Genomic DNA, 24,748 nt, shown 5'->3' with positions numbered 1-24,748 from the left:
ATTAGTCTCCTAGGTTAATTCTTATTATTTTTGTCTTTTCTAAGTCGCTTCCGATTGCAGCATTCTGACTGGTAACTATCGAACCAGAGCCACTGTACTCAATCTCAATCCCTGTCCATTCAGAGAATATATCGACATTTTCCTTGGTCCAACCATACATGTCAGGCACCATTGTAAAACGATCCGTCAAGAGCAAAATCTGCTGATTGGCGGTGAGATTTGAGCCAATACCGACAGAGACTTTTTTAATCTCTGCACCATTTCCCAAAATAATCGGCTGCACCAATTGCTGGCGCAAGATTCCAGCCGTCACTCCTGGCTGTTTACCGATAATCTTGCCTAACTTATACTCTGTTTCTTTTGAAACAGAAGCAAGAGTTGGAGCTGGTGTCGTCAGATTGAGGCTATCTTTTAATTGCATTGCTTCTTTAAGGGTTGGATTGAAAATATCTTTCCAGTAGGCACTTGTCCAACTTTCTGGTTGTTGAACCGTCACATACATGATAAATTCTGGATCTTCAGCTGGAATCATAGCGACGACAGAATTAATGGTAGCGTTTGGCTCTTCCATATATCCGCTTCCATCCTCCTTACCAATCTGAGCAGTCCCTGACTTCACGGCAATGTTATAACCATCTACCTGAATCAAAGGACCATCAGAGGCTCGCAGGGTCCCGAATTGCGGGTCTGTTCCGACCCCAATCATATATTGGCGGGTATCCGCAGCAGCTTTAGCTGAGACAGGCTTTCCAACTACTTCTGGCTGAGACAGGCGCACCGAATCCGTATTCCCATCATAGAGAGCTGTGATGAACTTCGGCTCTAGCATGATACCATCATTTGCAATAGCACTAAAGCCGCGCAACATCTGGGTTTGAGTGGCCAGAATCCCTTGGCCAAAGGAGGTCATAGCGACAGACACCACATTATCTTCTGGCAGAAGACCTGCTTCTTCCCCCTCCATTCCAAAACGGGTTGGGTAGCCAAAGCGGAATTTCTCCAGATAATTCAACCAGCGCTCATCTCCCATTTTTTGTTCCTGAATGACCATCCCTACGTTACTTGAAAGGGCAAAACCTTGGGCATAGGTCAAACTTAGTGGAGCAAATATATCCTCTGCGTTGACGTCCCAGTCTCGGATAGTAGCATCTGCAATCTTGATTTCAGAGCGATTGTAATATTCATTTGGTGAAAAAGTCCCATTATCAATAGCAGAAGCCACAGTCATGACCTTCATGGTAGAACCAGGCTCAAAGTTTTCTTGATAGAGGAGCGAGCGTTGCAAGATGTCCTTGTCGTCAACCCCCTCTTTGGTATCTGGGTTATAGGTTGGTCGTTGCGTTGTCGCTAAAATTTCACCTGTCTTAGCAGCTACGAGGGTCGCATTGACATATCTTCCTTTGGTTTTGCCAAAGAAAATATCCATATTCGTTTCAAGGGAACGCTGGAGATCCGCTGAAATCGTGGTATAAATATCCTGCCCATCTACTCGTGCTTCTTTGACATTTTCTGTTCCCGGAACAATTCGTCCGCGGCTATCTTTTTCATAAACAATTGTTCCATCTTGACCAGCTAAGATACTGTTGAGGGCATACTCCATCCCCCGTTGACCTTCCAAGTGCTGGCTACCATCATTCTCGTCTTCGACTAGATTAGCTAATCCAATAAAACTCGATGCAAAATTCCCATTTGGATAAAGACGACCTGGATTGGTGTTAAAGGCTATCCCTTTTATACCTGCAGTTTCCATCTCCTGCTGAATCGCCGTCATCGTGCTGTAGGAAATATTCTTTCCTAATGTTCCAAAATAGACCTGCTTGAGCTTAGGCTGATTTAATTGCTGCATGACATAATCCGTCTCAAGACCCAAATGTTTATTAAAAATCTGTGCGACCTGATTAAATTGACGAGGCTCAACATATAAAATCTCTTTCAGAGCAGAAACATATTCTTTGTCAATAATGGCGTAGACCGTATAGGTCGTCGAATCCTTAGCAATCGGCAAACCAGTGCGGTCATAAATCGTCCCCCGCTTCGCTTGGACAGTCACTTCGGTCTGGTGAACCTTTCTTGCCCCTTCTGACAAATCAACCCCAAATTTTTTATCTGTTCCAATAATAATGGCAAAATTAATCAAGAAGATGAAAAAGATGAAAACCGTCAGCAGAATGAGACTTTGCCCCACTCTACGACGATTTTGTGACGGAATATAGCGTTTCTTTAAAACATACCGTAACAATTGTTGTTTGCGTTTTGACATTATTCTGCTACTCCAACATTATCATTCTTATACGTCAAACCAGCTTTTTCTGCTATCTCCAATAAGCGGGCATTCCGAATCAATTCATTGACTGCCTGCTCAGCATCATCAATTTCCACTTGCTTACTGTTAATTTCTTGATTGACACGGGCCATCTCCGTCTGTACTTGCAAAAGACGAGTCTGCATAAAGACGATTCCAACGGCCAAGGTCAAACTAGACAAGACGATACTACCATAAAAAGCCTTTTCCACTCGAGAAAATGTCTTGATTTTTTCACTGATAATACGCATGGTCACGTCTTTTCGTTGATCTTGTAACATGTTTTTCACCTATTTGTGTATCTTTTTCGCCACGCGCAATTTAGCAGAATGAGCGCGGTTATTGGCTTCTAGTTCCTCTTTGCTCGGCAATATTGGCTTTCTAGAGACCAATTCCATTTTGGGTTTTAAATCATCTGGAATAAAAGGTAAACCCTTTGGCACATCAACCATCGAGGCTTCTTTAAAGAGCTGCTTGGTCAAGCGATCCTCCAGAGAATGGAAGGTAATAACCGAAATCCGTCCGTCTACCGCTAGCAACTCAATCGCCTGCTGAATCGACTCATCGGCCGCACCAAGTTCATCATTGACTTCAATCCGAATAGCCTGGAAAATCTGCTTGGCAGGATGTCCCTTTTTCTTCAATTCCTTAGCAGGCTTGGCAGATTTAATCAATTCTGCTAGCTCGGTCGTCGTCTCAATCGGCTTTTCACTTCTAGCTTGCTCAATTTTTCGTGCGATTTGCTTAGAGAATTTATCTTCACCATATTTGAAGAAAATCCGCACCAAATCATGATAATCATAGCGATTAACCACTTCATAAGCAGTCAAAGGCGCTGTGCGGTCCATCCGCATATCAAGGGGAGCATCTTTTTTATATGAAAATCCACGTTCCCTCTCATCGAGCTGAGGACTAGATACGCCCAAATCATAACAAATTCCGTTAATCTCTGTCACACCTAATTCTCTCAAGCGTACCTGTAAATGACGAAAGTTGTCCTTGATAAAGGTAACCATCCCCTTTTCAATATAGGGTGCCAAGCGTTTTTGGGCATTCAAAATAGCCGTCTCATCCTGATCAAAGGCATAGAGATGACCCTGTTCACTTAATTGACTCAATAAATACTCACTATGACCTGCACCGCCCAAGGTCGCATCGACATAGATGCCATCAGGCTTCACCGCTAACAGATCCACTGTTTCATGTAATAATACGGTCGTATGGTTAAATTCCTTCATCATATCTTTACTATTGTACCATATTTTATCTCAAAACGAACCGGAAAACTATTTTCAAAAAAACTGTCAAATATAGTTGACATTTCCTCTCAAAAGGTGTAAGATAAAGCTAAGGATATGTCTATTATATTTGACACATCTTAATGGGAAGTAGCGAATAGGAAGCTGATTGCCATGGAATCACGACTTCTATCCTGCTTCCAAAAAATTTTAGATAGACATGTCGCATATATCTGACACCAAAAGGAGGACACATGAATCGCGTTAAAGAATACCGACTCGATGTCGGCAAGTCGCAGCTTGAGCTAGCCAAGCAAATTGGCGTTTCCAGACAAACCATTAACATGATTGAAAACGACAAATACAACCCCTCTCTTGATCTCTGTATCAATCTCGCCCGTGCCTTAAATACAGACCTCAACACCCTCTTCTGGGAAGACTATAGTGGCTCGAGAAAGGAATAGGAGCTACAGATAGAGCTGGCGCTCAGCAAAGCAACTTAACGATGACCTAACCTTTATTCCATTCACTATAGAACGGAAAAGATGAGACAAAAACGATTACAAACCACATTCGTACTCATCACTTTTATCGTTATCCAACTCAGCTCCTACAACTGTCAATGACCAACCATCTTACATTGCAAATTGGTTGCACAAATTCTCATCACATTTTTATTGTTACTTCAAATGTTGTATATAAGGTAAGCAAACAAAAAATAAAACAAACACAAGGAGAACAAACATGAAAAAAGAAACCTTTACTGACAAAATGATGAAACGCTTTTATGGTATCACAGGTCCACTCGATGAGTACAAGCGTCGAGAAGTAGACCGTATCGGCAGTATCTGTTTCATCCTGCTCTTTTGGGTACTGCTGATTGGAAATGCACTTGCCCTACTTCTAGCTGACAAATATCCTGAAGTGATTGCTTTTGCCTATCCTATCATACTGACCTTACTCCTATTAACAACGTCAACCTTTGCCTTGGTCAAAGTCCACAGCCTGCATTTGGCTGATATTGATAAAGAAGAACTCAACCAAAAAGAACAAGCTCAAATGAAATTTGCGGGACTAAAAGCTGGGATTCTCTTTGGAGGGATACTTTGGTTATATGATGCCTTCTCACAAAACGTACCTCTCTTTGACTCTCTCTTTACCGTAAAAGCAGCTCTTTCCTTCTTCATAAGAGCTACACTATTTGGTCTTGCTTGCCAACTCTATATTTCTTTTAAAGCGCGAAGGGGACAATCCGAATAACCCCAAACAGTTTACAAAGTGGTCAAATTCCTTTACAATATTCTTATTCATGAGAGAATGAGGATACGAATGAAACAGATTTTACGTCAATTTAAACCTTTTGATTTTATCCTGATTGGGATTACCCTACTGTTGTCTTTTGTACCAGCAATAGTGACCTATGCGGGCAGTCAAGGACAGCCAGAAGAGCCCTATCTGATTGCTTCTGTCCGTATTAACGGAGAGGTCGTCGATGAATTTAAACTCTCCAAAGGCACGCCCCACAAGGAAGTGACCTATCATCCCAATCCAGGTCAGTACAATATCATTGAAGTAGATGGAGAACGGATTCGCGACAAAGAAGACAATAGCCCTGATCAAATAGCTGTTAATACAGGCTGGATCAGTCGCCCAGGAGAAATTGCTGTCTGCCTCCCACACAATCTCATCATTGAAATTCGTGTCCCTGAAGACCAAGAATCCGATGACGAGGAAGAATTAATTTTACCGATTTAACTAAAAAAGGTCCTGGAGCAACGTTCAGGACCTTTTGAATACTTTATATAGTGGAGTGATACTCAATGAAAATCAAAAATAACTATTTTATCTTATAAAAATCTACTCTTTAAGAAAATGAATTGAACGAAGTGAGCCAAAAGCGATACATTCGAAATAGTGGAATGACCAGCAACAGCAAAATAGTTGCTAGGAACGGCATTTTTGGGTACTTAGGCTCAAGATTGCTTTAACAGTCCAGTGGACTGTTAAAGGTCGGAAATACAAGGTTGCTTGCGACCGCACGATTTAAGAAAGTATCCCAAAGTGCTAAATAGGATAAGGAAAGGAGCTGCAGATAGAACTGACGTTCATCAAAACAGCTTAACGATGTCCTAATCTTTATTCAATTTATAGTACTGTTGCTAAAATTAAAACTACCAGATACATCAGTGCAAACAAAACAAAACTTTTGACTGCTTCAACAAAGGTTTCACGCTTGATTTGCTTTTCTAAAAAACGTCCTAGACTCTTGTAAGAGAGAAAAGCAACACCACCACCTATCCAAGCCCAGAAGGGCAAGAAGCCAAGAAGGGGATAAGCTAGCCACAAAAGCCACGGTAAGGCTGCCAAACAAGTATAGAGTAAGAGGCCCTTTTCCCGTCCGATATGAAAGACCAGTGTGTGGCGATGATTGCGAATATCCTCATCCAAGTCACACAGATTATTGGCTAACATGATATTAGCAATCAAGCAGACCAGAGGCAGGCTCATAAGACCAATCTCGATGAATTTGCCCCAAGCCAGCTGCAATTGAAACCATTCACCAACAAATCGACTGGTTAAAAGCAGATTCGGCGCTTGAACAAAGACTCCCAAGAAGAAGATGCCAAGCCCCATGGTGACCCCTGAAAAAATCTCCCCAAGCGGCATGCGCGAGAGAGGAATCGGTCCAAAGGTATAACAGATACCAATTAAGAAACACAAGGCTCCTAGCGGTAATAAAATCAAATCCGTCCGCCAGACTAAGACAAGCGAGACCGCAATCGAAAAGAACAAGAGCAGAAAGACAATCTGTACCATCTGCCTAAAATCAAGCTGATTACGCCCGATGACATTGCGCTTCTCACGGTAAACCTGATCCTTAGCCTTGACATAGTCCATGGTATTATTGATGGCCGTCGTACACATGTCAAAGGTCAAGACCGCAAGGACGAAGAAGGCTGTATTTAGACCATTAAAAGTACCATAGCGATAAATGGCCCAGACAATTCCAAGCAACATAGGAAAGACACTTGCAACCTTTGTCCGTAATTCAATAAATTCTAAAAAAATGGGTAGGGTAATTCTCCCTGTTTCATTAGTCATTGACAAGATGATACTCCTCATTACTCAATTCAAACCGTTCCTTGAGTCCTTTACTTAGATGAACACCGCGTTCCTTATCCACAAAGACCGCTTCTACATCCTCCAGTTGGTCGATAAATTCCATGCCTTTATCAATTCCCAAGAGAAAAAGCGTTGTGGAAAGGGCGTCCCCTTGGGTAGAAGTCTTGGTAAAGACGGTCACACCTGAGATATTGTTCTCAACTGGATAGCCCGTTGTTGGATCAAGGATGTGGTGATAGATGACACCATCCACTTCCAGATAGCGCTCGTAGATTCCTGAAGTCACGACTGAGCCGTCCGTTACATAGACTGAGCCGACCACGGTTCCCCGCACTTCATCAGGATCTTGAACCCCTACCTTCCAACCTTCCTTGTGGGCAGGGGAAGTCCCCATCACGACCACATTTCCACCCAGATTGATAATAGCCGTTGTAATACCTTTTTCTGCAAACAAGTGCTTCAAACCGTCAGCGATATAACCTTTTGAAATGGCACCCAACTCTAAAATCATGCCTTCTTTTACCGCAACCGTCTGGTTTTTCTTATCCAACTGTACATTTTTGTAGTTGATATGAGGGAGAGCCACCTTGATTTCTTCATCGCTTGGCTTTCTAGCATCTTCTGAACCGATTTTCCAGAGATTGTTGACTGCTCCAATTGAGACATCAAAACGGCCATGACTCTTCTCCCCCATTTCTAAAGCCCTCTCAATCAATTCAAAGGTACGCGGATCAACCTTGACCGCTTCTTTTCCTGCCGCCTGATTGATACGGTAAATATCCGAACCTTCCAGATTTGTCGATAGGAGTCGCTCCATTTCTTTGACGTAGGAAATCCCCTCGTCCATTGCTTCTTCCTGGTTTTTATGGTAAATACTAATCTGCACAACCGTATGGAGCAAGCTCTCCGTCCGTGTCAAGGGTTTGTCCACTACAAGCAAACTCTCCTTGACTGTTTGCTTCGACTGACAAGCTCCTAATAGAAAGCCGCAAATCACCAACGGAATGGCTAGCCACTTCCATTTCATATTCTCATTCTCCTTTTCTAGTCCTTTTATACTCGACAACAATAGCTTATCCTTCGCATTCAGACTCCACTGCTCGTTTTGGAAAAGCCACACATGACGTAATCCTTTCGCTGTAGTGAAAATCTGAGAAACAAAAAATTTTACGTACATCTTCACTGCCTAAGAAAACATTCCTGTTAATGCTCAGTGAGTAGGATAAGGTATAATTTCTATACCATTGTATCATCTTCTAGCAAAAAATCCACTAGAAAGGGAGTGAGCCCCCAATCAGTTGACTGACTGTCCTCACTCCCTTTTTTATTTTATGCTAGATTATTTGTCAAGCATTACTTTTGCAGTGTCCCCTTTTTCAGCTGCAGCAAGAAGAGCTGTTGTACTCTTCTTGAAGTCTTCTGAAGTATGAGTAGCACCAGAAACAACTTCAACTGCTTCTACGTCTTGTTTTTCAACAAGGCCAGCGTTCAATTTGTCAATTGCTTCTTTAGCAGAAACACCTGCTTTTTCGCTCATCATCTTGTTGTATTCTTCGTTTTCAGACTTCATTTTACCGTCTTTGTCTTCGTAGTCAAACTTAGACTCAGTGATTTTTCCGTCTTTCACAGTGATAGTGTGAACAATCTTGTAGCCACGCTCATCAGCAGCAGATTCTGCTGAGTACATACCGTCTTTCAATTCTCCCATCATTTTTGCTTCTGATGATGAAGACATTGTTGTTTCAGATGAAGACATCATTGTGTCTTTCTTTTCTTCTTTAGCACCACATGCTACCAAGGCAAACGCAGCTGCTAAGACTGCAACACTTTTCAACACAACTTTTGTTGTTTTCATTATAATAAAACTCCTTTTCCCTACCTCAGCCTCTTAAAACTGAAGCGTTTTCTTACTCTATCATCATATACTTTTTCGGTAAAAATGTCCAATGTTTAACGTAAATTTGGACATAAAAAATTTTTTGTCTATTTAACTATAGGGGTCTAGCATTTTCTCAGCCAGCCAGTCACAATCTACGGAACGACCGCCTGTTTTTAACAACGATATCTGCTGCTCCATCTTGTCAAGATAGGCCTGCATCAAGGAGTTTGTCCGCTCCTTTGCCTTTGTTCGATTGATTTTCTCCACCAGTTGCTCAATCAGTCTTTCTTCCTTAGTCTCAATAACTGCCAGCAAATCCTGCCGAATACTTTTATCCTCTTCCATAGCGAGAAGAAGTGGAGCTGTATAGATGCCATTTTGAATATCTTGGCGAGCTGGCTTTCCCGATTCTTGAGCAGTCAATTGGTAATCAATTAAATCATCTCTCAACTGAAAGGCCATGCCAAAGGAACGACCAGCCCGAAAGGCAGGTGAAGTGTGCGTGATAGCTGTTCCGCTCTGTAAAGTCCCTAGTTGACAGGAGAGACCAAATAAGAAAGCTGTTTTCCCCTGAATTTGCTTGAGGTAGCGTTTCATGGTCATGCTCGCATCAAACTGGTTCATCAACTGAGCGAGTTCCCCTGCTAAAATTCCCTCAATCAATCTCTCATTGAAAGAGTCCGTTTCTGTTGTCTCAAGATCTAGCAAGCGAATGCCCTTAGCAAATAGTCGCCCTGCATAAGCCATGAGATAGTCCCCTGCATAAATCGCAATCCGATTAGAAAATTGACGGTGAGCAGCCACAATCCCACGGCGCAACTCTGCCTCATCAATGACATCATCATGGATGAGGGTAGCAAGGTGCAAGACCTCCACATAAGCGGCAAAATAGAGCTTTGCTGGTTTGATTTCTCCGTCTACAGCCTCAGCAAATAAGAGGCACAAACCAGAACGCAGGTATTTCCCCGGCGCTTCCATGTATTCAACAATTTTTTCGCGCACAGCTGGATGAATCATTTTCATCTCTGTCAACATGATGCGCTTGACTTGTTCTAAGCCCCTTTGTATTTCTGGATGATTCTCCCAAATTCGATGTACCACAATTCTCCTACTTCATCATAGAAAAAGAACTATTCAGCAAACTTTTCTCCCGTTTTTTGAATAGTCCTTATCATTTTTACTCTATTTCAATGATAATGGAATCAAGAACCACTATTCATTATCGTTTATCTTTTAATCTATAAATATGCTTGGGCTTGCCATAAATCTTCTTATCGAGGAAGCGACCCAACCATGGCATAATCCAGTAGTCAAGACCAAAGGCACGACCAGCACCATTCATCAATGAAATCGCAACTGGAATAAACCAGATGTTCACCCAGTAGAACATACCTGACAAACTGAACATCACCACCAAGGCAACTGTTGCTGCGCTGACAATCCATACGAAGGCACCTGCAATCAAGGCAAGACCGATTCCGATTTCAGCAATAGTCATGAATTTTTGCATAAAGAGGGCAACTTCTTGGTTTGGCATCATGAATTGCATGATTGACGCAAACCAATCTGGCATGCCATCCAAAACAGTCATTGGTTGCTCACCATACGCATAACTGAGTCCAAAAATAGCGTGGGCTGTTTCAGCGACTGCTTGAGAAGCACCAGAAGTTGCTTCAGCAGCTGAAGCACCCGATACAGGGTCTGCTAACCATGGGAATGGGAAGACAACTTGATCTCCCAACCATGAAGTCGTACCAAAGAGACCAAAAGCTTTCTTAACCCCTTCATAGAGCCATACAGAACCGTAGAAGACACGAAGTGGCGCTGACCAAAGAAGATTCCCTTTCCCTGATGTATGACCACCAAAGATATTGCGTTTGTTCTTAATATCAAAGAATTCATGGCGGACATAAGACCCCATATAGAAGAAGCTACGGATTGTAAAGAAGTAAAGCAAGTTGACCATGTGCTTCATGAACATTGCCATAAAGCCTGATAAATGGTATTTGCCCATAAGGAAGGCAACGCCATAGTGAGAACCGATTGAGACCATGAAGCCATCGTATTTCCCTTTGTAGCTATGCTTTTCACCACCTGTAATCGCAGCAATAATGTTTTGCGCAGCAGTGTGTCCAGTTTGCTCAGCAGCTTGAACGATTTGCGGTGTTGGTTTGCCGTCATTTCCTGGCTCTTCGTAATACACCAAATCACCTGCTACATAGACATTTTCCTTGCCTTTTGCTTCCATGTATTCGTTAGCAACTAAGCGACCTGCACGTGCTTTTTCAATTCCAAATTCGCTCGCGTCGCTATTAGCTTGTACACCCGCTGTCCAGATAGACGTGTAAGTTGGGATTTCGCGACCTGATGAAAGGACCAATTTGTCAACTTCAACAGCTGCAACTCCATCACCAAGTACCAATTCAACACCTTTTTTCTCAAGGTATTTACGTGTTTTAACCTGTTCTTTCTCAGTGACCATTTGCAAGATGTTTGGCATAGCTTCAATCACTTTGAGAGAGAATTCTGCTGGATCAAGTTTGAATTCATGCGCCAAGATTGGAACCCAATCAATCAGCTCACCAATCATCTCAATACCAGTGAAACCTGCACCGATAACAGTGAACGTTAAAAGAGCACGGCGTTTTTCTTCGTCATGTTCGCGCATAGCACGGTAGCAAGAGTCAACGATGTGGTCATGCAAGCGTTCTGCTGCTTCGATTGACCAAAGAGTAAAGCCATTTTCTTTTACACCCTTGATACCAAAATCGTTCGCCTCTCCACCCATTGCAAGCAAGAGATAGTCAAATGGAAGTGTTTGGTGCTCTGCAATCACTTCTTTTTTGTCATAATCAATTTCAAGCACCTTATCGGTTACCAAGTTTACTTTTGGATACTTGTTGAAAATGCGTTTCAAGTCATATTTGATTGCATCTTTTTCCACACGACCAGCCGCCACTTCATGCAACTCTGTCATATAGGTATGGAATGAGTTTTTATCAATCAAGGTAACGGTCACATCGTCGTTTTTCTTGAATTTTTTCCCGAGTAAGCGCGCCGCAGAAATCCCTGCATAACCAGCACCTACTATTACAATATTTTTAGTCAAAACATAACCTCCGTTTAGTTTGTCTGTTTTTTAACAAAGCCTATTATACACCTTTTAAAACAATTGTACAATTGGATAGTTTGCTTTTTGCAAACGATTTTATGAAAAAGACTTGCATATCTTCTAAAAAACAGATAGTATAATGAAAGTAGAAAGATTGGAGAAATAGTTAATAATAGAACTGCCCTCCATTTTGCATCTACCCTAGCTAGAGACACACTTATGAATTCAAAAAATCAAAAATTACTGTTTATCACCATGCTGGCTGCCCAAGCCGTTGTCATTTCGCTAGTCGAACGCTTAATTCCAACACCTTTTTCATTTGCTCCTGGGGCAAAATTAGGACTTGGAAATTTGATTAGCTTAATTGCGATTTTCACTCTCCCTACAAAGGATAGCGTCAAGGTAGTCAGTATCAGACTCCTCATTTCGACCTTTTTAGGTGGTACCTTTTCGACCTTTTTGTATGGCTTTGCTGGAGTTACCCTTAGCTACATCGGCATGCTTTCTGCTAAACAATTAGGACCTAAACGGGTCAGCGCCATTGGCATTTCTATTTTAGGCGGTATGCTCCACAATATCGGTCAGCTCCTCGTCTTTTCTTGGATTGGACAATCGTTACTAGTCCTAAACTATCTGCCTGTTCTGTCTTTTAGTGGCATTTTATCTGGATTTTTAGTCGGACTCACAGCCAATTATCTGCTTAAAAAGGTCGGCCCACTCCGCTATTACAACCAAATCATTTTAGCAGAATGGAAATGAGAACCTGTATTCATAAGCCAAGTAATTCTTATTTTACGATCATCAAGGCTTTTTTTGAAGGAATACTGACTGTATTTCGAAAAAGCAACGATGAGTAGCGAAAATAAGCTCTGAATAGAGTTGCTGAGCTGTGAATACAGGTTCTAAGCTTCTTTTCCTACCAAATTTGGTAGGTTTTTCTGTTATTTTGAGCAATTTATGCTACAATATCCTCATATCCTATTTACGAGAGGAAATCATGCCTACTTTTAGTTTAAAATTAAAACCGAGCCAACGGATTGTCCTGAGCTTTGCAGGCGTTATCCTGATTGGCTCGCTCCTGTTATCTCTGCCGATTTCTCAGCTTGCAAGTTCTGAGGCTAGATACTGGGATCACCTCTTCACAACCATTTCCATGGTATGTGTAACAGGGCTCTTTACCGTTCCTGTCGCAGAAACCTACAATACTCTGGGACAAATTATCTGTATGTTGTTGATTCAAATCGGAGGATTGAGCCTGATTAGCTTTATCGGACTCTTTGCCCTAAGAGGAGGACGAAAGCTCAGCTTTATCAACATGGCAACCCTGCAAGAAAGTTTTAGCTTGGCAGAAACCAAGCATTTCCGTAGCTTTATCAAGTCTGTCTTCGGCTTTACCTTTGCCATTGAAGCGTTAGGAGCAGTCTGCCTTTCCTTCCACTTCGTTCCAGAATTTGGCTGGCAAAGGGGGATTTTCTCTTCCATTTTTCTAGCTATTTCTGCTTTCTGTAATGCAGGCTTTGATAATTTTGGCTCGACTAGTCTGATAAACTATGCGACCAATCCCTTGGTCAATCTGACTATTGCAGCCTTGATTATCATGGGAGGACTGGGCTTTTCTGTCTGGTTTGACATGCAGACTAAGATTCAAAAGCGACTGAGTTTCAAAAAATTGAGTTTCCATACCAAGGTTGTCCTCACCATGACTGCTCTCATTCTTCTGATTGGGACTGTTCTTACTCTGTTGACTGAATACAAAAATCCTGCAACGATTGGCTTATTGAGTGTTCCAGAAAAAGTCTTAGCTAGCTTTTTCCAGACTGTGACCATGCGGACAGCTGGTTTTGCATCCATTGACTACACCAAGGCCAATCCTGTAACCCTACTCTTTTACATCTTTCAAATGATGCTGGGAGGAGCGCCTGGCGGAACAGCGGGCGGGATTAAAATCACAGCGTTTCTGACCTTAATCCTCTATGCAAGAAGCGAGATTATCGGACTTCCCCATACCAACTTCAAAGCACGAACCATTGACGATGTGACCATTCAAAAATCCTTCGTAACTTTTATCGTCTTTATCATGGTCTTTCTCATGGGACTCTTTGCCATTAGTATGACCGACCCTCAACAGCCAATGCTCTTTCTCATCTTCGAGGTCATGTCAGCCCTTGCAACCGTTGGGGTAACGGCCAATCTAACTCCTGAGCTATCTCAGCTAGGACAACTGGTCATCATGGCCCTCATGTTCTTTGGCCGAATTGGCCCTATGTCCATTTTAATTAGCCTTTCTGCGCGGAAATTATCCAAGGAAGAAACCATACAATATGCAAAATCATCTATGATTGTGTAACTGAACTCGGGCTACAACTCACTGACAAAAAGAGACGCTGGTGTTCCAACTTTAGTTGGTTACAGCAGAGGCTCCCTTTAGGGATAAATCTCATTGGTTGCAAGACAGCCTGCTTCGATTTCCTATTTTTCTTTCACTTTTTTAACGCCCTCGTATCTTGCGGAATTGAACTCGGGCTAAAAGCTCGGAAAAAAGAGACGCAGGTGTTCTAACTTTAGTTGGTTACATCTGTGGCTCCCTTTAGGGATAAATCTCATTGGTTGCAAGACAGCCTGCTTCGATTTCCTATTTTTCTTTCGCTTTTTTAACGCCCTCGTATCTTGCGGAATTGAACTCGGGCTAAAAGCTCGGAAAAAAGATAAATACTCCTAGAAGCTTCCGCTTCTTCGTCGTATTTCCTATTTTTCTTTCGCTTTTTTAACGCCCTCGTATCTTGCGGAATTGAACTCGGGCTAAAAGCTCGGAAAAAAGATAAATACTCCTAGAAGCTTCCGCTTCTTCGTCGTATTTCCTATTTTTCTTTCGCTTTTTTAACGCCCTCGTATCTTGATTTAAGGAGATTTTATGAAAACTCAAACAATTGGTATTTTAGGTCTTGGTGTTTTTGGGACTACGATTGCTAAGACTTTACATCACTATGACTGTAATATTATTGCGATTGATAACCATGCGGAGCGGATCAATCAGCTAGAGACTGTTCTGACTAAGGGGATTGTCGGTGATATTACTGACAAGGACTTGTTGCGGGCTGCAGGGATTGATCGGTGTGATACGGTGGTTGTTGCAACTGGGCGCAACTTGGAATCAAGTGTCCTTGCTGTTCTTCATTGTAAAGCTTTGAACGTGCCTAAGATTGTTGCCAAAGTCAAGAGTAAGACAAGCAAGGAAGTTCTCTTGAAAATCGGGGCTGACCGAGTTATTTCTCCAGAAAGAGAAACAGGGGTTTCCCTTGCTAAACACTTACTCCACCGCGATACAACCGACTTGATTGAGCTAGACGGTGATGTGACGATTATTGAATTTCATGCACCACAAAAATGGATTGGCAAGAGCCTTGCTGAGCTGCAATTGCGTCAACACTACAATCTCAATATTATTGGCTACCGCGATGCAACCACTCATAAATTGAACGTGCAATTTTCACCGAACTATGTCTTTAACGAACAAGAGTTGATTATGGCTGTCACTGATAACCATACAGTTGATCACTTTGAGGAATATACGAATAAGCTCTAATAGACTCTCCGTTTTCTTTATTGCGTCGTTAATATATTCATTTCTTCTCCCTCATTTTCAAGGAGTTTTTATGCAGGATTTAACCCAAGGCAAGCCGATTCGCGTCATTTTACGCTTCACTTTGCCACTTTTGATTGGAAGTTTTTTTCAATTGGCCTATAATTTTGCAGATAGTATTATTGTAGGACACACGCTGGGGAAGGTTGCCTTTGCTAGTGTCGGAGCTACTGGGAGCATTGTCTTTCTCATTCTTGGATTTGCCCAAGGCTTGACCAGCGGGTTGACCATTGTCACCGCCCAACGTTTTGGAGCAAATGACATTGAAGGAATCAAAAAAAGTTTTGTCCACGGTCTCTTTTACTCTCTTTGTACGAGCCTTATTTTGACCATACTAGCCCTGTACTTCCTAAGACCTCTACTCATTTTTATGCAAACACCAGAGGAATTACTGCCACATTCGCAACAGTTTTTAACCGCTATTTTTGGAGGCACTATTTTCTCTGTTCTCTTTAACTATCTGTCTAATCTTATTCGCAGTCTGGGCGATTCGACGACGCCCTTGATTGCGCTCATCATCGCCTGTTTTATCAATATCGCACTCGACTTTCTCTTTATCTTGAATGTCGGTCTAGGCGTCTTCGGGGCAGGGCTTGCTACCGTTACAGCGCAGGCTTTTTCTGTCCTTTATCTGGCTGTTTATATTTCTAAAAAAGTTCCCTATTTTCATGTTAAATGGACTGAAATTCGGCTGGACAAACCAAATCTCATCAAGCATGCACAACTAGGGTTTCCTATGGCCTTTCAGGCCAGTATTATCGCTATCGGTGCTATTACCTTGCAGGCCATGCTCAATCAACTGGGGACTAACGCCATTGCTGCTCAGGCTATTGCCAGCAAGACCGATCAGCTTGCCATGCTCCCGATGATTAACTTGGGCTTAGCTATTTCAACTTTTACCGCTCAAAATTACGGAGCAAAGCTCTACCCACGAATCTTGGAAGGCTTGAAAAAGTCAGTCTTTATCAGTATTGCTTGGGCCATTTTCTTTGCTCTTTTACTCATCACCGCCAACCGCTTCTTCTCTCGTCTCTTTCTTGCAGATGGTAGTGTAGAAGTCTACCAACTGGCGCTCGTCTATTACATCATTAACGGAGCCTGCTACTGGATTTTGTCCATTCTCTTTATTCTCCGTAGCTTTATCCAGGGGCTAGGAAAAAGCTTTGTCCCTACTCTTGCGGGCATCATGGAGTTGGTCATGCGGGCTGGGGTCGCTATTGTTGGTCTAATGTATTTCGGTTTCTATGGTGTAGCTGCAGCAAACCCTGCGGCCTGGATTGGCAGTGTCATGGTCCTAATTCCCAGCACGATTATCTTGACAAGAAAACTCCGTCAGAGAACTATTTAAAAAGCAACTGAAAATTCCAGTTGCTTTTTCTTATGAATGCGGGTCGTCTAGGCTTCTTCCATGAAGTCCTTTTTCGCGTTGGATTTGTTTGAGTTTTTCTGGGGTCACATCGTTGCCGTCCTCATCGATAATCTTGATTCCTTCGACATGAGCACGGACACTGCGGCGATAGCCTTCGATGTACTCTTCACGAAGGGCCGCTTGCTCCTTTACTTCCTCTTCTGTCAAGCCAACTTCTTTTTTCTTTTTGGCTAATTCATTGATCCGATCAATCTTTGCTTGCTCCATTTTTCCTCCTATTTGGTATTGATTTGGTTAAATTGGGCAACCTGTTGTGCCTTGGTGGTCAATGCTGCAAGTAAAGCCAAGCGGTTATTCTTCACGGCTTCGTCGTCGACCATGACCATGGTATTGTCAAAGAAAGCGTCAATCACTGGTTGAAGAGCAAAGAGTTTGTCGATATCACTTGCCAAGTCTGTAGTCAAGGAAATCTTCTCTATAGCTTCTGCCAAAGCTTTTTCCTCAGCATTTTCAAAGAGACTGCTATCTACTACCATGGCTGACTCTGCTTTTTCTGCCAAGTTAAAGGCACGAGAGAGGCTTTCAACCGCTGATTTGAAAGCTACTGTTTTGGCTTTTTCTGACAAAAGATGAGCTGTTTCAATCATGGCACTGACTACAAAGTTGGTGCTGTTTAAGACCGCTATCACAATGTCTTTCGGTATACTCTTATCCATCATTTTCTCTACACGAGCGCGGAAGAAATCAAGCACTTCTGTCTGATGTTCATAGGCAAGGCTATCATGTTCAAGAGCGTAGAGTTTTTCTACCAATTCATCAATGGCAATCGTCCAGCCAAAGGCCTCCAAAATCCGTACCACACCTTGGGTTGCACGACGAAGGGCATATGGGTCATTGGAGCCACTTGGAATCAAGCCAACGGAGAAGAAGGACAAAATCGTGTCTAATTTATCTGCAAGGGCAAGGACTGCTCCTACCTTCGTTTCAGGAAGAGCACCTTCTGCACTGTTTGGCAGGTAATGCTCCCGAATAGCTGCCGCAACGGCTGGTGTCTCCCCTGCAAGAAGAGCGTATTTCTCTCCCATGATCCCTTGCAATTCGTCAAATTCACCGACCATGCCGGTCAAGAGGTCAAATTTGTAAATAGCTGCTGCACGCGCAAGGTCTGTCTTTTCCTCTTCAGAAAGCCCAGCTTGATCAGCCAAGAGAGCGCTAATAGCTGCTGTACGCCCCATATGTTCATAAAGGGAGCCAATCTTCTCATGGAAGGTCACGGCTTTCAGGCGCTCCACAAGGTCTGCAATCTCTAATTTTTGGTCTTCCCGCCAGAAGAATTCACCGTCTTCCAAACGTGCTACCAAGACTTTCTCATTCCCTTTGATGACATTGTCCAGAAACTCCGCATTTCCGTTGCGGACAGAGATGAAGTTCGCAAGGAGTTTACCCGTCTTATCACGGACAACAAAGTAGCGTTGGTGATTCTTCATTGAAGTTACCAAAACTTCTTCTGGAACTTCGAGGTATTTGGCATCAAAAGCTCCCATGAAGGCAGTCGGGTATTCGACCAAGTTCAAGACTTCATTGAGCAAGTCTTGGTCAATCTCAACAACCACATCGTGCGCTTTTTCAATCGCTCTGATTTGCTCAACAATCATCTGTTCGCGCTCTGTGCTATCTGTAATGACAAATTCCTTCCGCAAGTCATCTTCGTAGCTGTCTGCTGTCGCAATTTCTGTTTCATGACCAAGGAAACGATGACCGCGACTGATACGACTTGATGAAATATCAAGGAAATTCATCTTCAGCGCTTCATCATCTAACAAGACTGTCAAAGTATGAACAGGGCGGATGTATTCAAATTTGTTAGAAGCCCAGTGCATGCTGACTGGGAAGGTCATAGAAGCAAGCACCTCTGGAATACCAGTCAAAACTTCCTTGGCTGATTTTCCTTTTTCGTGCTTGGTCACATAGACATATTCTTCCCCTTTGATTTCTCGGAAGGTGATGTCTGCGATCGTGAGGCCCTTACCACGGACAAAACCTTCTGCCGCTTTGGTGAAATTCCCATCAGCGTCCAAGGCAATTTTCTTGCTTGGGCCTTTGAAATCTTCTGTCAAATCCTCTTGCTGATCTGCCAAGCCACGGACACGCACTGCTAAACGACGAGGGGTTGAAAACATCTCAACCTCTTCAAAATCCAAGCGGTTATCTGTCAAAAATTGTGCCATGCGGTCTTTCAACTGCACCATGGCAGGCGTCACAATGTAAGCTGGGATCTCTTCTAAGCCAAGTTCTACCAGTAAATTTTTAGCCATCTTATTCTGCCTCCTCTGCTAATAATTGCGCTCTTGTTGTTTCATCCAACAGCGGATAACCAAGGCGTTTTCTTTCTGCCACAAAGGTCTTTGCGACCACGCGCGCTAGGTTTCTAATCCGTGCGATATAGCCTGCCCGCTCGGTTACTGAAACCGCACCACGTGCGTCGAGCAGATTAAAGGTATGCGAACATTTCAAGACATAGTCAAAGGCAGGGTGCACCAAGTGCTCGTCAAGACAACGTTTTGCTTCTACTTCAAATTTTTCAAAGTTCGCTAGAAGCAAGTCTTGGTCGCTGATTTCAAAACTGTATTTTGAATGCTCATATTCTGGTTGGAGGAAGATTTCCCCGTATTTGACCCCGTCAGCCCACTCGATGTCATAGACCGAGTCCACCTCTTGGATATAAGAAGCTAGACGCTCCAAACCGTAAGTCACCTCGGCTGTAACAGGAGCTGTTGCAAGCCCCCCAACCTGTTGAAAATAGGTAAATTGGGTGATTTCCATACCGTCAAGCCAGACTTCCCAGCCCAAACCTGCTGAACCAGTCGACGGATTTTCCCAGTTGTCTTCTACAAAGCGAATGTCGTGCTCCAAAGGATTGATCCCAAGGCGCTCCAAAGATTCCAAATACAATTCTTGAATATTGCTTGGACTTGGTTTCATGACCACTTGGAATTGGTGGTGCTGGTAGAGACGGTTAGGATTTTCTCCGTAACGACCGTCTGCTGGGCGACGACTTGGCTCAACATAAGCTGCATTCCACGGTTCAGGACCAATAGCACGCAAGAAAGTGTAAGGACTCATCGTTCCCGCCCCTTTTTCCGTATCATAAGCCTGCATCAACATACAGCCCTGCTCATTCCAAAACTGTTGCAAGGTCAGAATAATCTCTTGAAAGGTTAATTTGTTAGACATTGGTTTCTCTCTTTCTTAATACTTATCATTTGCGACGTTTTTCTTTCAAAAACAACCATCTTTTGAAAGGAAAACAAGTGCATAGCCTAGGCAATTCGCCATAGCGATTGCCGTTAGTTGCTCAACCCTTTAGGTTTGTTAGCAACTTTGGCAAGGTGAAAAGTTAATTTGTTAGACATGCTTTTCTCTCTTTCTATTTGAGCGTGATAAATGTCGGGTGTCTTCATGCCACACGCAGAAAAATCAAAAAACGCGCCAACACTCCTATGTTTCCATAGGGGCGTTGAAACGCGGTTCCACCCTAATTTATTACTTCATTTTGTTCTTAAAAATGCTTGAGAAAGCGCCAATCACTCTGACTTTCCGTTTGGCTTTCACTGTCCCAAACTCGCTAAAGGCTGTACCAAGCGACCCTCTTTCTTATCTGCTAGTATAGCAGAAAATCCTTCGGCTGTCTATCCATACTCTGTAAAAAATTTCTAGGGAGTGAACAAGACAAGCTCCTGTTGGTATACTAGAAATTCACTTCATCTGGATTGTAGGCTCCTGTCACACCTGTAATGGCTGTGATAGCTACGATATCTTCCTCTGACAAGGCAATGTCTTCAAAATCCAGATTTTCTACAATTCGGCTGTCTGTCACTGATTTTGGTAGAGGTAAAAATCCTTGAGCCCATGACCAAGCAAGTGCTACTTGAGCTACCGTTTTTCCATATTTTTCAGCGAGGGCCAGCATGGTTGGATGGTTAAATAGTTCCCCACGACCGAGCGGACTCCAAGCCTCGATGACAATGTTTTTCTCACGGCAATACTCGACAATCTCCTCTTGATAAACACCAGGTGCTAGACGAATTTGATTGACCGCAGGGATAATGGTTGCTGTTTTTAAGAGCTCATCCATGTGACGCACCATGAAATTGCTGACACCGATGGAACGGATTTTCCCTTCTGCAACCAACTCTTCCATGCCCCGCCAAGCAGCAGCATTGGCTTCTTGCCAACGGTCCCGAATGCCTGCTGGATTTGGCCAGTGAATCAGGTACAAGTCAAGATAGTCCAACTGCAATTTTTCCATAGACAAGGCAAAGGCAGCCTTTGCTTCCTCATATCCATGCGCATCATTCCACAATTTAGTCGTAATATAGAGCTCCTCACGAGCAATTCCCGAATCCTTAATCGCTCGTCCGATACTCTCCTCATTACCATAAAAAGCTGCTGTGTCAATATGGCGGTAGCCCACTTCCAAAGCCTTACGCACCGCGTTGTAGACTTCGTCCCCATCTTTTGACAAATAAGTTCCAAAGCCAAGTGCTGGAATGGTGAGCCCGTTATTCATTGTATATGTTTTCATGTCGTCCTCCTATTCGTTTACTAAATCTAGTATAGCAAAAAACCAAGCAAGGCGCTTGGTTTTAAATTGAAAAAGTTCTTTTGTGCTACTTTTACCACATCAAAAAGTATCTGATGAGGCTCGCTCCGCTTCCGAAAATCGGAAATCGAAACTTAAATTAGGAAAGTTTTTTACTTCTTTCAATAACTCTTGATTTTGTCTTATTTATGACTAATTTTTCGGGTGATCAAATCGCCCACAAATTGGATAACAAAGATAAAAATCAGAATAAGAAGTGTCGCAAGGAAAGTAACATCATCATTTGAGCGTAAATAGCCATATGAAAGAGCCACTTGTCCCAACCCACCTGCTCCAATTGCTCCAGCCATAGCTGTATAGCCAACAAGGGAAATCAAGGTTAGAGTTGTCACGCGGATCAAGTCTGGTAATCCTTCACGGAAATAGACCATAATCAAATCGCCAAAGGTAGCACCCGACGCTTGGGCTGCCTCAATCACCCCACCGTCCAACTCTGAAAGAACTACCTGAACCTGACGGGCAAAGAACGGATAGACAGACAAAGACAAGGGCACAAGGGCTGCATTCATCCCGATTGACGTTCCGACAATCGCTCTGGTAACAGGTGAGATAGCTGAAAGCAAGATGATAAAGGGAATCCCACGTAAGACAGAAGCCACCTTATCCAAAATCCAAAAAACGCCACGATTTTCCGCAATACCGCGCGGACCTGTCAAGACAAGGAATAAACCTGAAATCAAGCCCATCGCACCACCGATTCCAAAGGAAACAAAGGTCATATAAAAGGTACTGTAAATAGCGGTTCCCCAGCCCGTTTGTCCACCCCAACCCATTTTGTAAATGTGGGGAAAATTGGCCTGAATCCACGAAAGTAATTCATTCATCCTATAGTTCTCCTTTCAAAATCATCACCTCTACATTAGCCGTGGTCACAGCAGTCAAGGCCTCACGTAACTGTTCTTGATGACCTGTTAAAATTAAGACCATTTCTCCAACCGGTGTATGATCTAAAATCTCAATATTTCCATACAAGATATTGGCCGACACTTGGTAGGTCTTATACAAATCATTGATAATCGCCGTGTCAGTTGCAGAACCTGCGTACTTAAACTGAACCAAGAGACTGTCTTCTGGCAGGTATTTGACAATATCTTGCTGATAGATTTTCACCAAGGCTTCATCGATTCCTGTTGCTGTTTTGATAAAGTCTTGTGTCAGTACTTCTTTTGGATGCGTGAAAATCTCTAAAACAGACCCCTCTTCAATCAAACGTCCATCCTGCATAACAGCTACTCGGTTACAAATATCCTTGACAATCTGCATTTCATGGGTAATCATGACAATAGTCAAGCCCAATTTTTCGTTGAGTTCTTGCAACAAGGCCAAAATCTGCTTGGTGGTTTTTGGATCAAGGGCAGAAGTCGACTCGTCAGAAATCAAGATTTTCGGATCGTTGGCAAGAGCACGGGCAATGGCTACACGTTGCTTTTGACCACCCGAAAGCTGGGCTGGGTAATTCTCAGCTCGGTCTGCTAGGCCAACCAAGTCCAAGAGTTTCGCTACCTTGGCCTTTTTTTCTTCCTTAGACAAGCCCGAATGTTTCAAGGCAAAGGCTACATTTTCGGCAGCTGTCATCTGAGCCATTAGATTGAAATGTTGAAAAATCATCCCGATTTCGCGGCGTTTGGTCCGCAATTGAGCGGCATTCAAGGTCACCTTACTGCCCTCAAAAATGACGTCATCATTGATACAAATGCGACCAGCAGTGGGCACCTGCAAGAGGTTAATCACCCGCACCAAGGTTGACTTCCCAGCACCTGAATAGCCAACAATCCCATAGATATCGCCTTGTTCAATATGAATCGTGACATCTTTCACCGCTTCAATGGTGCGTTTCTTCTGATGAAAAGTCACATCAATATTGTCTAGTGTAATAATCTCCTTACGCATAACTTGCAATTAACTCCTCTACTAATTCGATATGGCTGTAATAGTCTGCAATGCTGACATTTTCATCGCCTGCATGGTCACGGCTATTGGCATTTCCCAGGCCAAATCCTGCAATCGGAACTCCCAAGGCATGAAAGACCGTGTGCATAGGACCTGTCCCCGGTGAGGTCGGAAGCACTGCCACTCCTTCTGGCGTCAAGCGTTTTGCAAGCTCAATGACATTCAAAATAGCTGGCGCAGACATGTCGCTACGGTAACTCATTTCACCAAGAGTAAAAGTCACTTCTACCTTCTCAAAACCGTGTTTTACTAGGTGCTTACGAATCTTATCCAAGATGTCATGCGGCTCTAAACCTGGCACCAAGCGCACTTCCATTTTCGCACGAGCCTCAGCAGGAATAATGGTCTTCACACCCTTTCCTAGGTAGCCTGTTGAAAATCCTTCAATGGTCATAGACGGCTCAAAATAAAGACGTTTCAAGAATGCTCTTCTGTCTGAGACCAAGGTCGGCAGGGTCAAGCCATAAATATCGGTCACTGACTCACTGGTTGCTAGGGCAAATTCTTCCACTAAGGCCAGTTCACGTTCGTTAGGTTCTTCTACCTGCTCATAAATACCGTCAACAAGGATACGGCCGTCCCTGTCTCGCATGGACTGAAGAGCGGACATCAAATAACAGCTAGCCGAATCAATTACCCCGCCGTAGGACGAATGAATATCTAAATCCGCACTTTTCACCGTAACATCAAAGGTCACAATTCCCTTATTGCCACCTGAAATTTCTAACTGCCCTAAGACATTACGAGAGCCCTGTTCCCACACTAGCAAGTCAGCTCCGACCAAGTGGGGCTGGTATTTTTCCAGATATTTTTCCAAATCAACCGAAGCGGATTCTTCTGCTCCTTCCATGATAAAGATGATATTGACTGGAAGCGTCTCGTGCTGAGCAAGGTATTTCTGTACTGCTGACAAACGAGCCGTGATATGCCCCTTGTCATCGTCCACCCCACGACCATAGATATAGCCGTCTCTTATACTGAGTTCAAAAGGTTGATCCGTCCAAACCTGATCTCCGTCAGCAGGCACCGTATCATAGTGGTTGTAGAAAATCAAGGTCTTGGCATCTGGATAAGGACTAGTAAAAGTTGCCATGACAAATGGCGCTGCATAACTGTCATCCAAGACCACCTCGGCTCCTGCTTCCTCAAAGATTTCCTTCAGATAGGTCGCTACATCCAAAAGTCCAATCTGCTGCGCAAAAATCGACTTCTTGGAAATCAATACCTTCAACTTTTCAAAATAAGCCTGTGTAATCGCATCTGCTTCAAATTTTTTAATTTGTTCTGCTTGTCTTGCCATTCTTTCTCCTTGTCGGGGTTCAGCTACCACTTTTCTCTAGTCCTATTATATCATACTCTATATTGCGTCTGCACTACCTAAGAATCTATCAAAAATAGAAATTTCTACTATTTATACTCTACTACTATCAACAATAGCCTATGTGCAAACACCTTCGGCTTACCATATTTTC

Annotated in this window: 22 protein-coding genes; 7 read left to right on the top strand and 15 right to left on the bottom strand. The window is 43.1% G+C overall.

Annotation, left to right across the window (positions count from 1 at the left end):
* Position 1: 1 nt before the first annotated feature.
* Genes pbp2x through rsmH form a run of 3 tightly spaced genes read right to left on the bottom strand, consistent with a single transcriptional unit; the run spans position 2 to position 3,543 of the window.
* Positions 2–2,260 (bottom strand): penicillin-binding protein PBP2X, encoded by a 2,259-nt coding sequence (pbp2x, locus tag CHF41_RS04210; RefSeq protein WP_119876128.1) that lies wholly within the window; start codon positions 2,258–2,260, stop codon positions 2–4.
* Positions 2,260–2,583, bottom strand: a complete 324-nt coding sequence (ftsL, locus tag CHF41_RS04205) for a cell division protein FtsL (protein ID WP_119876127.1) — start codon at positions 2,581–2,583, stop codon at positions 2,260–2,262. Before ftsL ends, pbp2x begins: the two co-directional genes overlap by 1 nt.
* Before the next feature lie 9 nt (positions 2,584–2,592).
* Positions 2,593–3,543, bottom strand: a complete 951-nt coding sequence (rsmH, locus tag CHF41_RS04200; protein ID WP_119876126.1) for a 16S rRNA (cytosine(1402)-N(4))-methyltransferase RsmH — start codon at positions 3,541–3,543, stop codon at positions 2,593–2,595.
* A gap of 251 nt (positions 3,544–3,794) precedes the next feature.
* On the opposite strand from rsmH, the gene CHF41_RS04195 reads away from it, so the two are divergent.
* From CHF41_RS04195 to CHF41_RS04185, 3 genes are all read left to right on the top strand, one after another.
* A complete protein-coding gene (locus CHF41_RS04195; protein WP_119876125.1) occupies positions 3,795–4,004 on the top strand; it encodes a helix-turn-helix transcriptional regulator in 210 nt (69 codons plus the stop codon).
* Between the two features lie 280 nt (positions 4,005–4,284).
* Entirely contained in the window at positions 4,285–4,800 is a 516-nt protein-coding gene (locus CHF41_RS04190) for a DUF3278 domain-containing protein (RefSeq protein WP_119876124.1), read from the top strand.
* A gap of 63 nt (positions 4,801–4,863) precedes the next feature.
* On the top strand, positions 4,864–5,295 hold the full coding sequence (locus CHF41_RS04185; protein WP_240622975.1) for a NusG domain II-containing protein: 432 nt from the start codon (positions 4,864–4,866) through the stop codon (positions 5,293–5,295).
* A 390-nt stretch (positions 5,296–5,685) separates the two neighbouring features.
* Here the strand turns inward: CHF41_RS04185 and CHF41_RS04180 are convergent, their stop codons facing one another.
* The 5 genes from CHF41_RS04180 to CHF41_RS04160 form a co-directional block, all read right to left on the bottom strand.
* On the bottom strand, positions 5,686–6,642 hold the full coding sequence (locus CHF41_RS04180) for a 1,4-dihydroxy-2-naphthoate polyprenyltransferase (RefSeq protein ID WP_240622966.1): 957 nt from the start codon (positions 6,640–6,642) through the stop codon (positions 5,686–5,688).
* Entirely contained in the window at positions 6,635–7,690 is a 1,056-nt protein-coding gene (locus CHF41_RS04175) for an FAD:protein FMN transferase (protein ID WP_119876122.1), read from the bottom strand. The genes CHF41_RS04180 and CHF41_RS04175 overlap by 8 nt, the downstream gene beginning before the upstream one ends.
* 312 nt (positions 7,691–8,002) lie before the next feature.
* Positions 8,003–8,518: an FMN-binding protein gene (locus tag CHF41_RS04170; RefSeq protein ID WP_119876121.1), complete on the bottom strand. Its 516-nt coding sequence runs from the start codon at positions 8,516–8,518 to the stop codon at positions 8,003–8,005.
* A gap of 132 nt (positions 8,519–8,650) precedes the next feature.
* Positions 8,651–9,643, bottom strand: coding sequence for a polyprenyl synthetase family protein (locus tag CHF41_RS04165; protein ID WP_119876120.1), 993 nt, complete (start codon positions 9,641–9,643; stop codon positions 8,651–8,653).
* Positions 9,644–9,761: 118 nt separating this feature from the next.
* Positions 9,762–11,651: an NAD(P)/FAD-dependent oxidoreductase gene (locus CHF41_RS04160; RefSeq protein ID WP_119876119.1), complete on the bottom strand. Its 1,890-nt coding sequence runs from the start codon at positions 11,649–11,651 to the stop codon at positions 9,762–9,764.
* A 222-nt stretch (positions 11,652–11,873) separates the two neighbouring features.
* Between CHF41_RS04160 and CHF41_RS04155 the strand changes: the two genes are divergently transcribed.
* The 4 genes from CHF41_RS04155 (at position 11,874) to CHF41_RS04140 (ending at position 16,642) form a co-directional block, all read left to right on the top strand.
* Positions 11,874–12,413 carry a Gx transporter family protein gene (locus CHF41_RS04155; protein WP_119876118.1) on the top strand — a complete coding sequence of 180 codons (540 nt, stop codon included), beginning with the start codon at positions 11,874–11,876 and terminating at the stop codon, positions 12,411–12,413.
* 238 nt (positions 12,414–12,651) lie between these two features.
* On the top strand, positions 12,652–14,001 hold the full coding sequence (locus tag CHF41_RS04150) for a TrkH family potassium uptake protein (protein WP_119876117.1): 1,350 nt from the start codon (positions 12,652–12,654) through the stop codon (positions 13,999–14,001).
* A 564-nt stretch (positions 14,002–14,565) separates the two neighbouring features.
* Positions 14,566–15,237, top strand: coding sequence for a potassium channel family protein (locus tag CHF41_RS04145; protein ID WP_119876116.1), 672 nt, complete (start codon positions 14,566–14,568; stop codon positions 15,235–15,237).
* A gap of 70 nt (positions 15,238–15,307) precedes the next feature.
* Complete coding sequence (locus CHF41_RS04140; RefSeq protein WP_119876115.1) at positions 15,308–16,642, top strand: MATE family efflux transporter; 1,335 nt, start codon at positions 15,308–15,310, stop codon at positions 16,640–16,642.
* Between the two features lie 30 nt (positions 16,643–16,672).
* Here CHF41_RS04140 and CHF41_RS04135 read toward each other — a convergent pair whose 3' ends face one another.
* From CHF41_RS04135 to CHF41_RS04105, 7 genes are all read right to left on the bottom strand, one after another.
* Positions 16,673–16,930 carry a DUF896 family protein gene (locus tag CHF41_RS04135; protein ID WP_119876114.1) on the bottom strand — a complete coding sequence of 86 codons (258 nt, stop codon included), beginning with the start codon at positions 16,928–16,930 and terminating at the stop codon, positions 16,673–16,675.
* Between the two features lie 8 nt (positions 16,931–16,938).
* A complete protein-coding gene (gene glyS / locus CHF41_RS04130; RefSeq protein ID WP_119876113.1) occupies positions 16,939–18,978 on the bottom strand; it encodes a glycine--tRNA ligase subunit beta in 2,040 nt (679 codons plus the stop codon).
* A gap of 1 nt (position 18,979) precedes the next feature.
* Positions 18,980–19,897 carry a glycine--tRNA ligase subunit alpha gene (gene glyQ, locus CHF41_RS04125; protein WP_119876112.1) on the bottom strand — a complete coding sequence of 306 codons (918 nt, stop codon included), beginning with the start codon at positions 19,895–19,897 and terminating at the stop codon, positions 18,980–18,982.
* A gap of 514 nt (positions 19,898–20,411) precedes the next feature.
* Complete coding sequence (locus CHF41_RS04120) at positions 20,412–21,248, bottom strand: aldo/keto reductase (RefSeq protein WP_119876111.1); 837 nt, start codon at positions 21,246–21,248, stop codon at positions 20,412–20,414.
* Positions 21,249–21,448: 200 nt separating this feature from the next.
* Positions 21,449–22,150 carry a methionine ABC transporter permease gene (locus CHF41_RS04115; protein WP_119876110.1) on the bottom strand — a complete coding sequence of 234 codons (702 nt, stop codon included), beginning with the start codon at positions 22,148–22,150 and terminating at the stop codon, positions 21,449–21,451.
* 1 nt (position 22,151) lies between these two features.
* Positions 22,152–23,216 carry a methionine ABC transporter ATP-binding protein gene (locus CHF41_RS04110; protein ID WP_119876109.1) on the bottom strand — a complete coding sequence of 355 codons (1,065 nt, stop codon included), beginning with the start codon at positions 23,214–23,216 and terminating at the stop codon, positions 22,152–22,154.
* Positions 23,209–24,576, bottom strand: coding sequence for a M20/M25/M40 family metallo-hydrolase (locus CHF41_RS04105; RefSeq protein ID WP_119876108.1), 1,368 nt, complete (start codon positions 24,574–24,576; stop codon positions 23,209–23,211). Before CHF41_RS04105 ends, CHF41_RS04110 begins: the two co-directional genes overlap by 8 nt.
* Positions 24,577–24,748: the final 172 nt, after the last annotated feature.

Origin of the sequence: Streptococcus respiraculi (assembly GCF_003595525.1) — a bacterium.
In the GTDB taxonomy this organism is placed as follows: domain Bacteria; phylum Bacillota; class Bacilli; order Lactobacillales; family Streptococcaceae; genus Streptococcus; species Streptococcus respiraculi.
Note: the sequence above shows the minus strand (reverse complement) of the source record. Positions and strands in the feature narration are given on the sequence as shown.

Bases quoted from the DNA above. Each gene is read 5' to 3' on its own strand.
- CHF41_RS04195 (WP_119876125.1), top strand. From the start codon at position 3,795: ATGAATCGCGTTAAAGAATACCGACTCGATGTCGGCAAGTCGCAGCTT.
- CHF41_RS04115 (WP_119876110.1), bottom strand. From the start codon at position 22,150: ATGAATGAATTACTTTCGTGGATTCAGGCCAATTTTCCCCACATTTAC.
- CHF41_RS04120 (WP_119876111.1), bottom strand. From the start codon at position 21,248: ATGAAAACATATACAATGAATAACGGGCTCACCATTCCAGCACTTGGC.
- CHF41_RS04170 (WP_119876121.1), bottom strand. From the start codon at position 8,518: ATGAAAACAACAAAAGTTGTGTTGAAAAGTGTTGCAGTCTTAGCAGCT.
- pbp2x (WP_119876128.1), bottom strand. From the start codon at position 2,260: ATGTCAAAACGCAAACAACAATTGTTACGGTATGTTTTAAAGAAACGC.
- CHF41_RS04190 (WP_119876124.1), top strand. From the start codon at position 4,285: ATGAAAAAAGAAACCTTTACTGACAAAATGATGAAACGCTTTTATGGT.
- CHF41_RS04135 (WP_119876114.1), bottom strand. From the start codon at position 16,930: ATGGAGCAAGCAAAGATTGATCGGATCAATGAATTAGCCAAAAAGAAA.
- CHF41_RS04110 (WP_119876109.1), bottom strand. From the start codon at position 23,216: ATGCGTAAGGAGATTATTACACTAGACAATATTGATGTGACTTTTCAT.
- glyS (WP_119876113.1), bottom strand. From the start codon at position 18,978: ATGGCTAAAAATTTACTGGTAGAACTTGGCTTAGAAGAGATCCCAGCT.
- ftsL (WP_119876127.1), bottom strand. From the start codon at position 2,583: ATGTTACAAGATCAACGAAAAGACGTGACCATGCGTATTATCAGTGAA.
- CHF41_RS04140 (WP_119876115.1), top strand. From the start codon at position 15,308: ATGCAGGATTTAACCCAAGGCAAGCCGATTCGCGTCATTTTACGCTTC.
- CHF41_RS04180 (WP_240622966.1), bottom strand. From the start codon at position 6,642: ATGACTAATGAAACAGGGAGAATTACCCTACCCATTTTTTTAGAATTT.
- CHF41_RS04155 (WP_119876118.1), top strand. From the start codon at position 11,874: ATGAATTCAAAAAATCAAAAATTACTGTTTATCACCATGCTGGCTGCC.
- glyQ (WP_119876112.1), bottom strand. From the start codon at position 19,897: ATGTCTAACAAATTAACCTTTCAAGAGATTATTCTGACCTTGCAACAG.
- CHF41_RS04175 (WP_119876122.1), bottom strand. From the start codon at position 7,690: ATGAAATGGAAGTGGCTAGCCATTCCGTTGGTGATTTGCGGCTTTCTA.
- CHF41_RS04150 (WP_119876117.1), top strand. From the start codon at position 12,652: ATGCCTACTTTTAGTTTAAAATTAAAACCGAGCCAACGGATTGTCCTG.
- rsmH (WP_119876126.1), bottom strand. From the start codon at position 3,543: ATGATGAAGGAATTTAACCATACGACCGTATTATTACATGAAACAGTG.
- CHF41_RS04145 (WP_119876116.1), top strand. From the start codon at position 14,566: ATGAAAACTCAAACAATTGGTATTTTAGGTCTTGGTGTTTTTGGGACT.
- CHF41_RS04105 (WP_119876108.1), bottom strand. From the start codon at position 24,576: ATGGCAAGACAAGCAGAACAAATTAAAAAATTTGAAGCAGATGCGATT.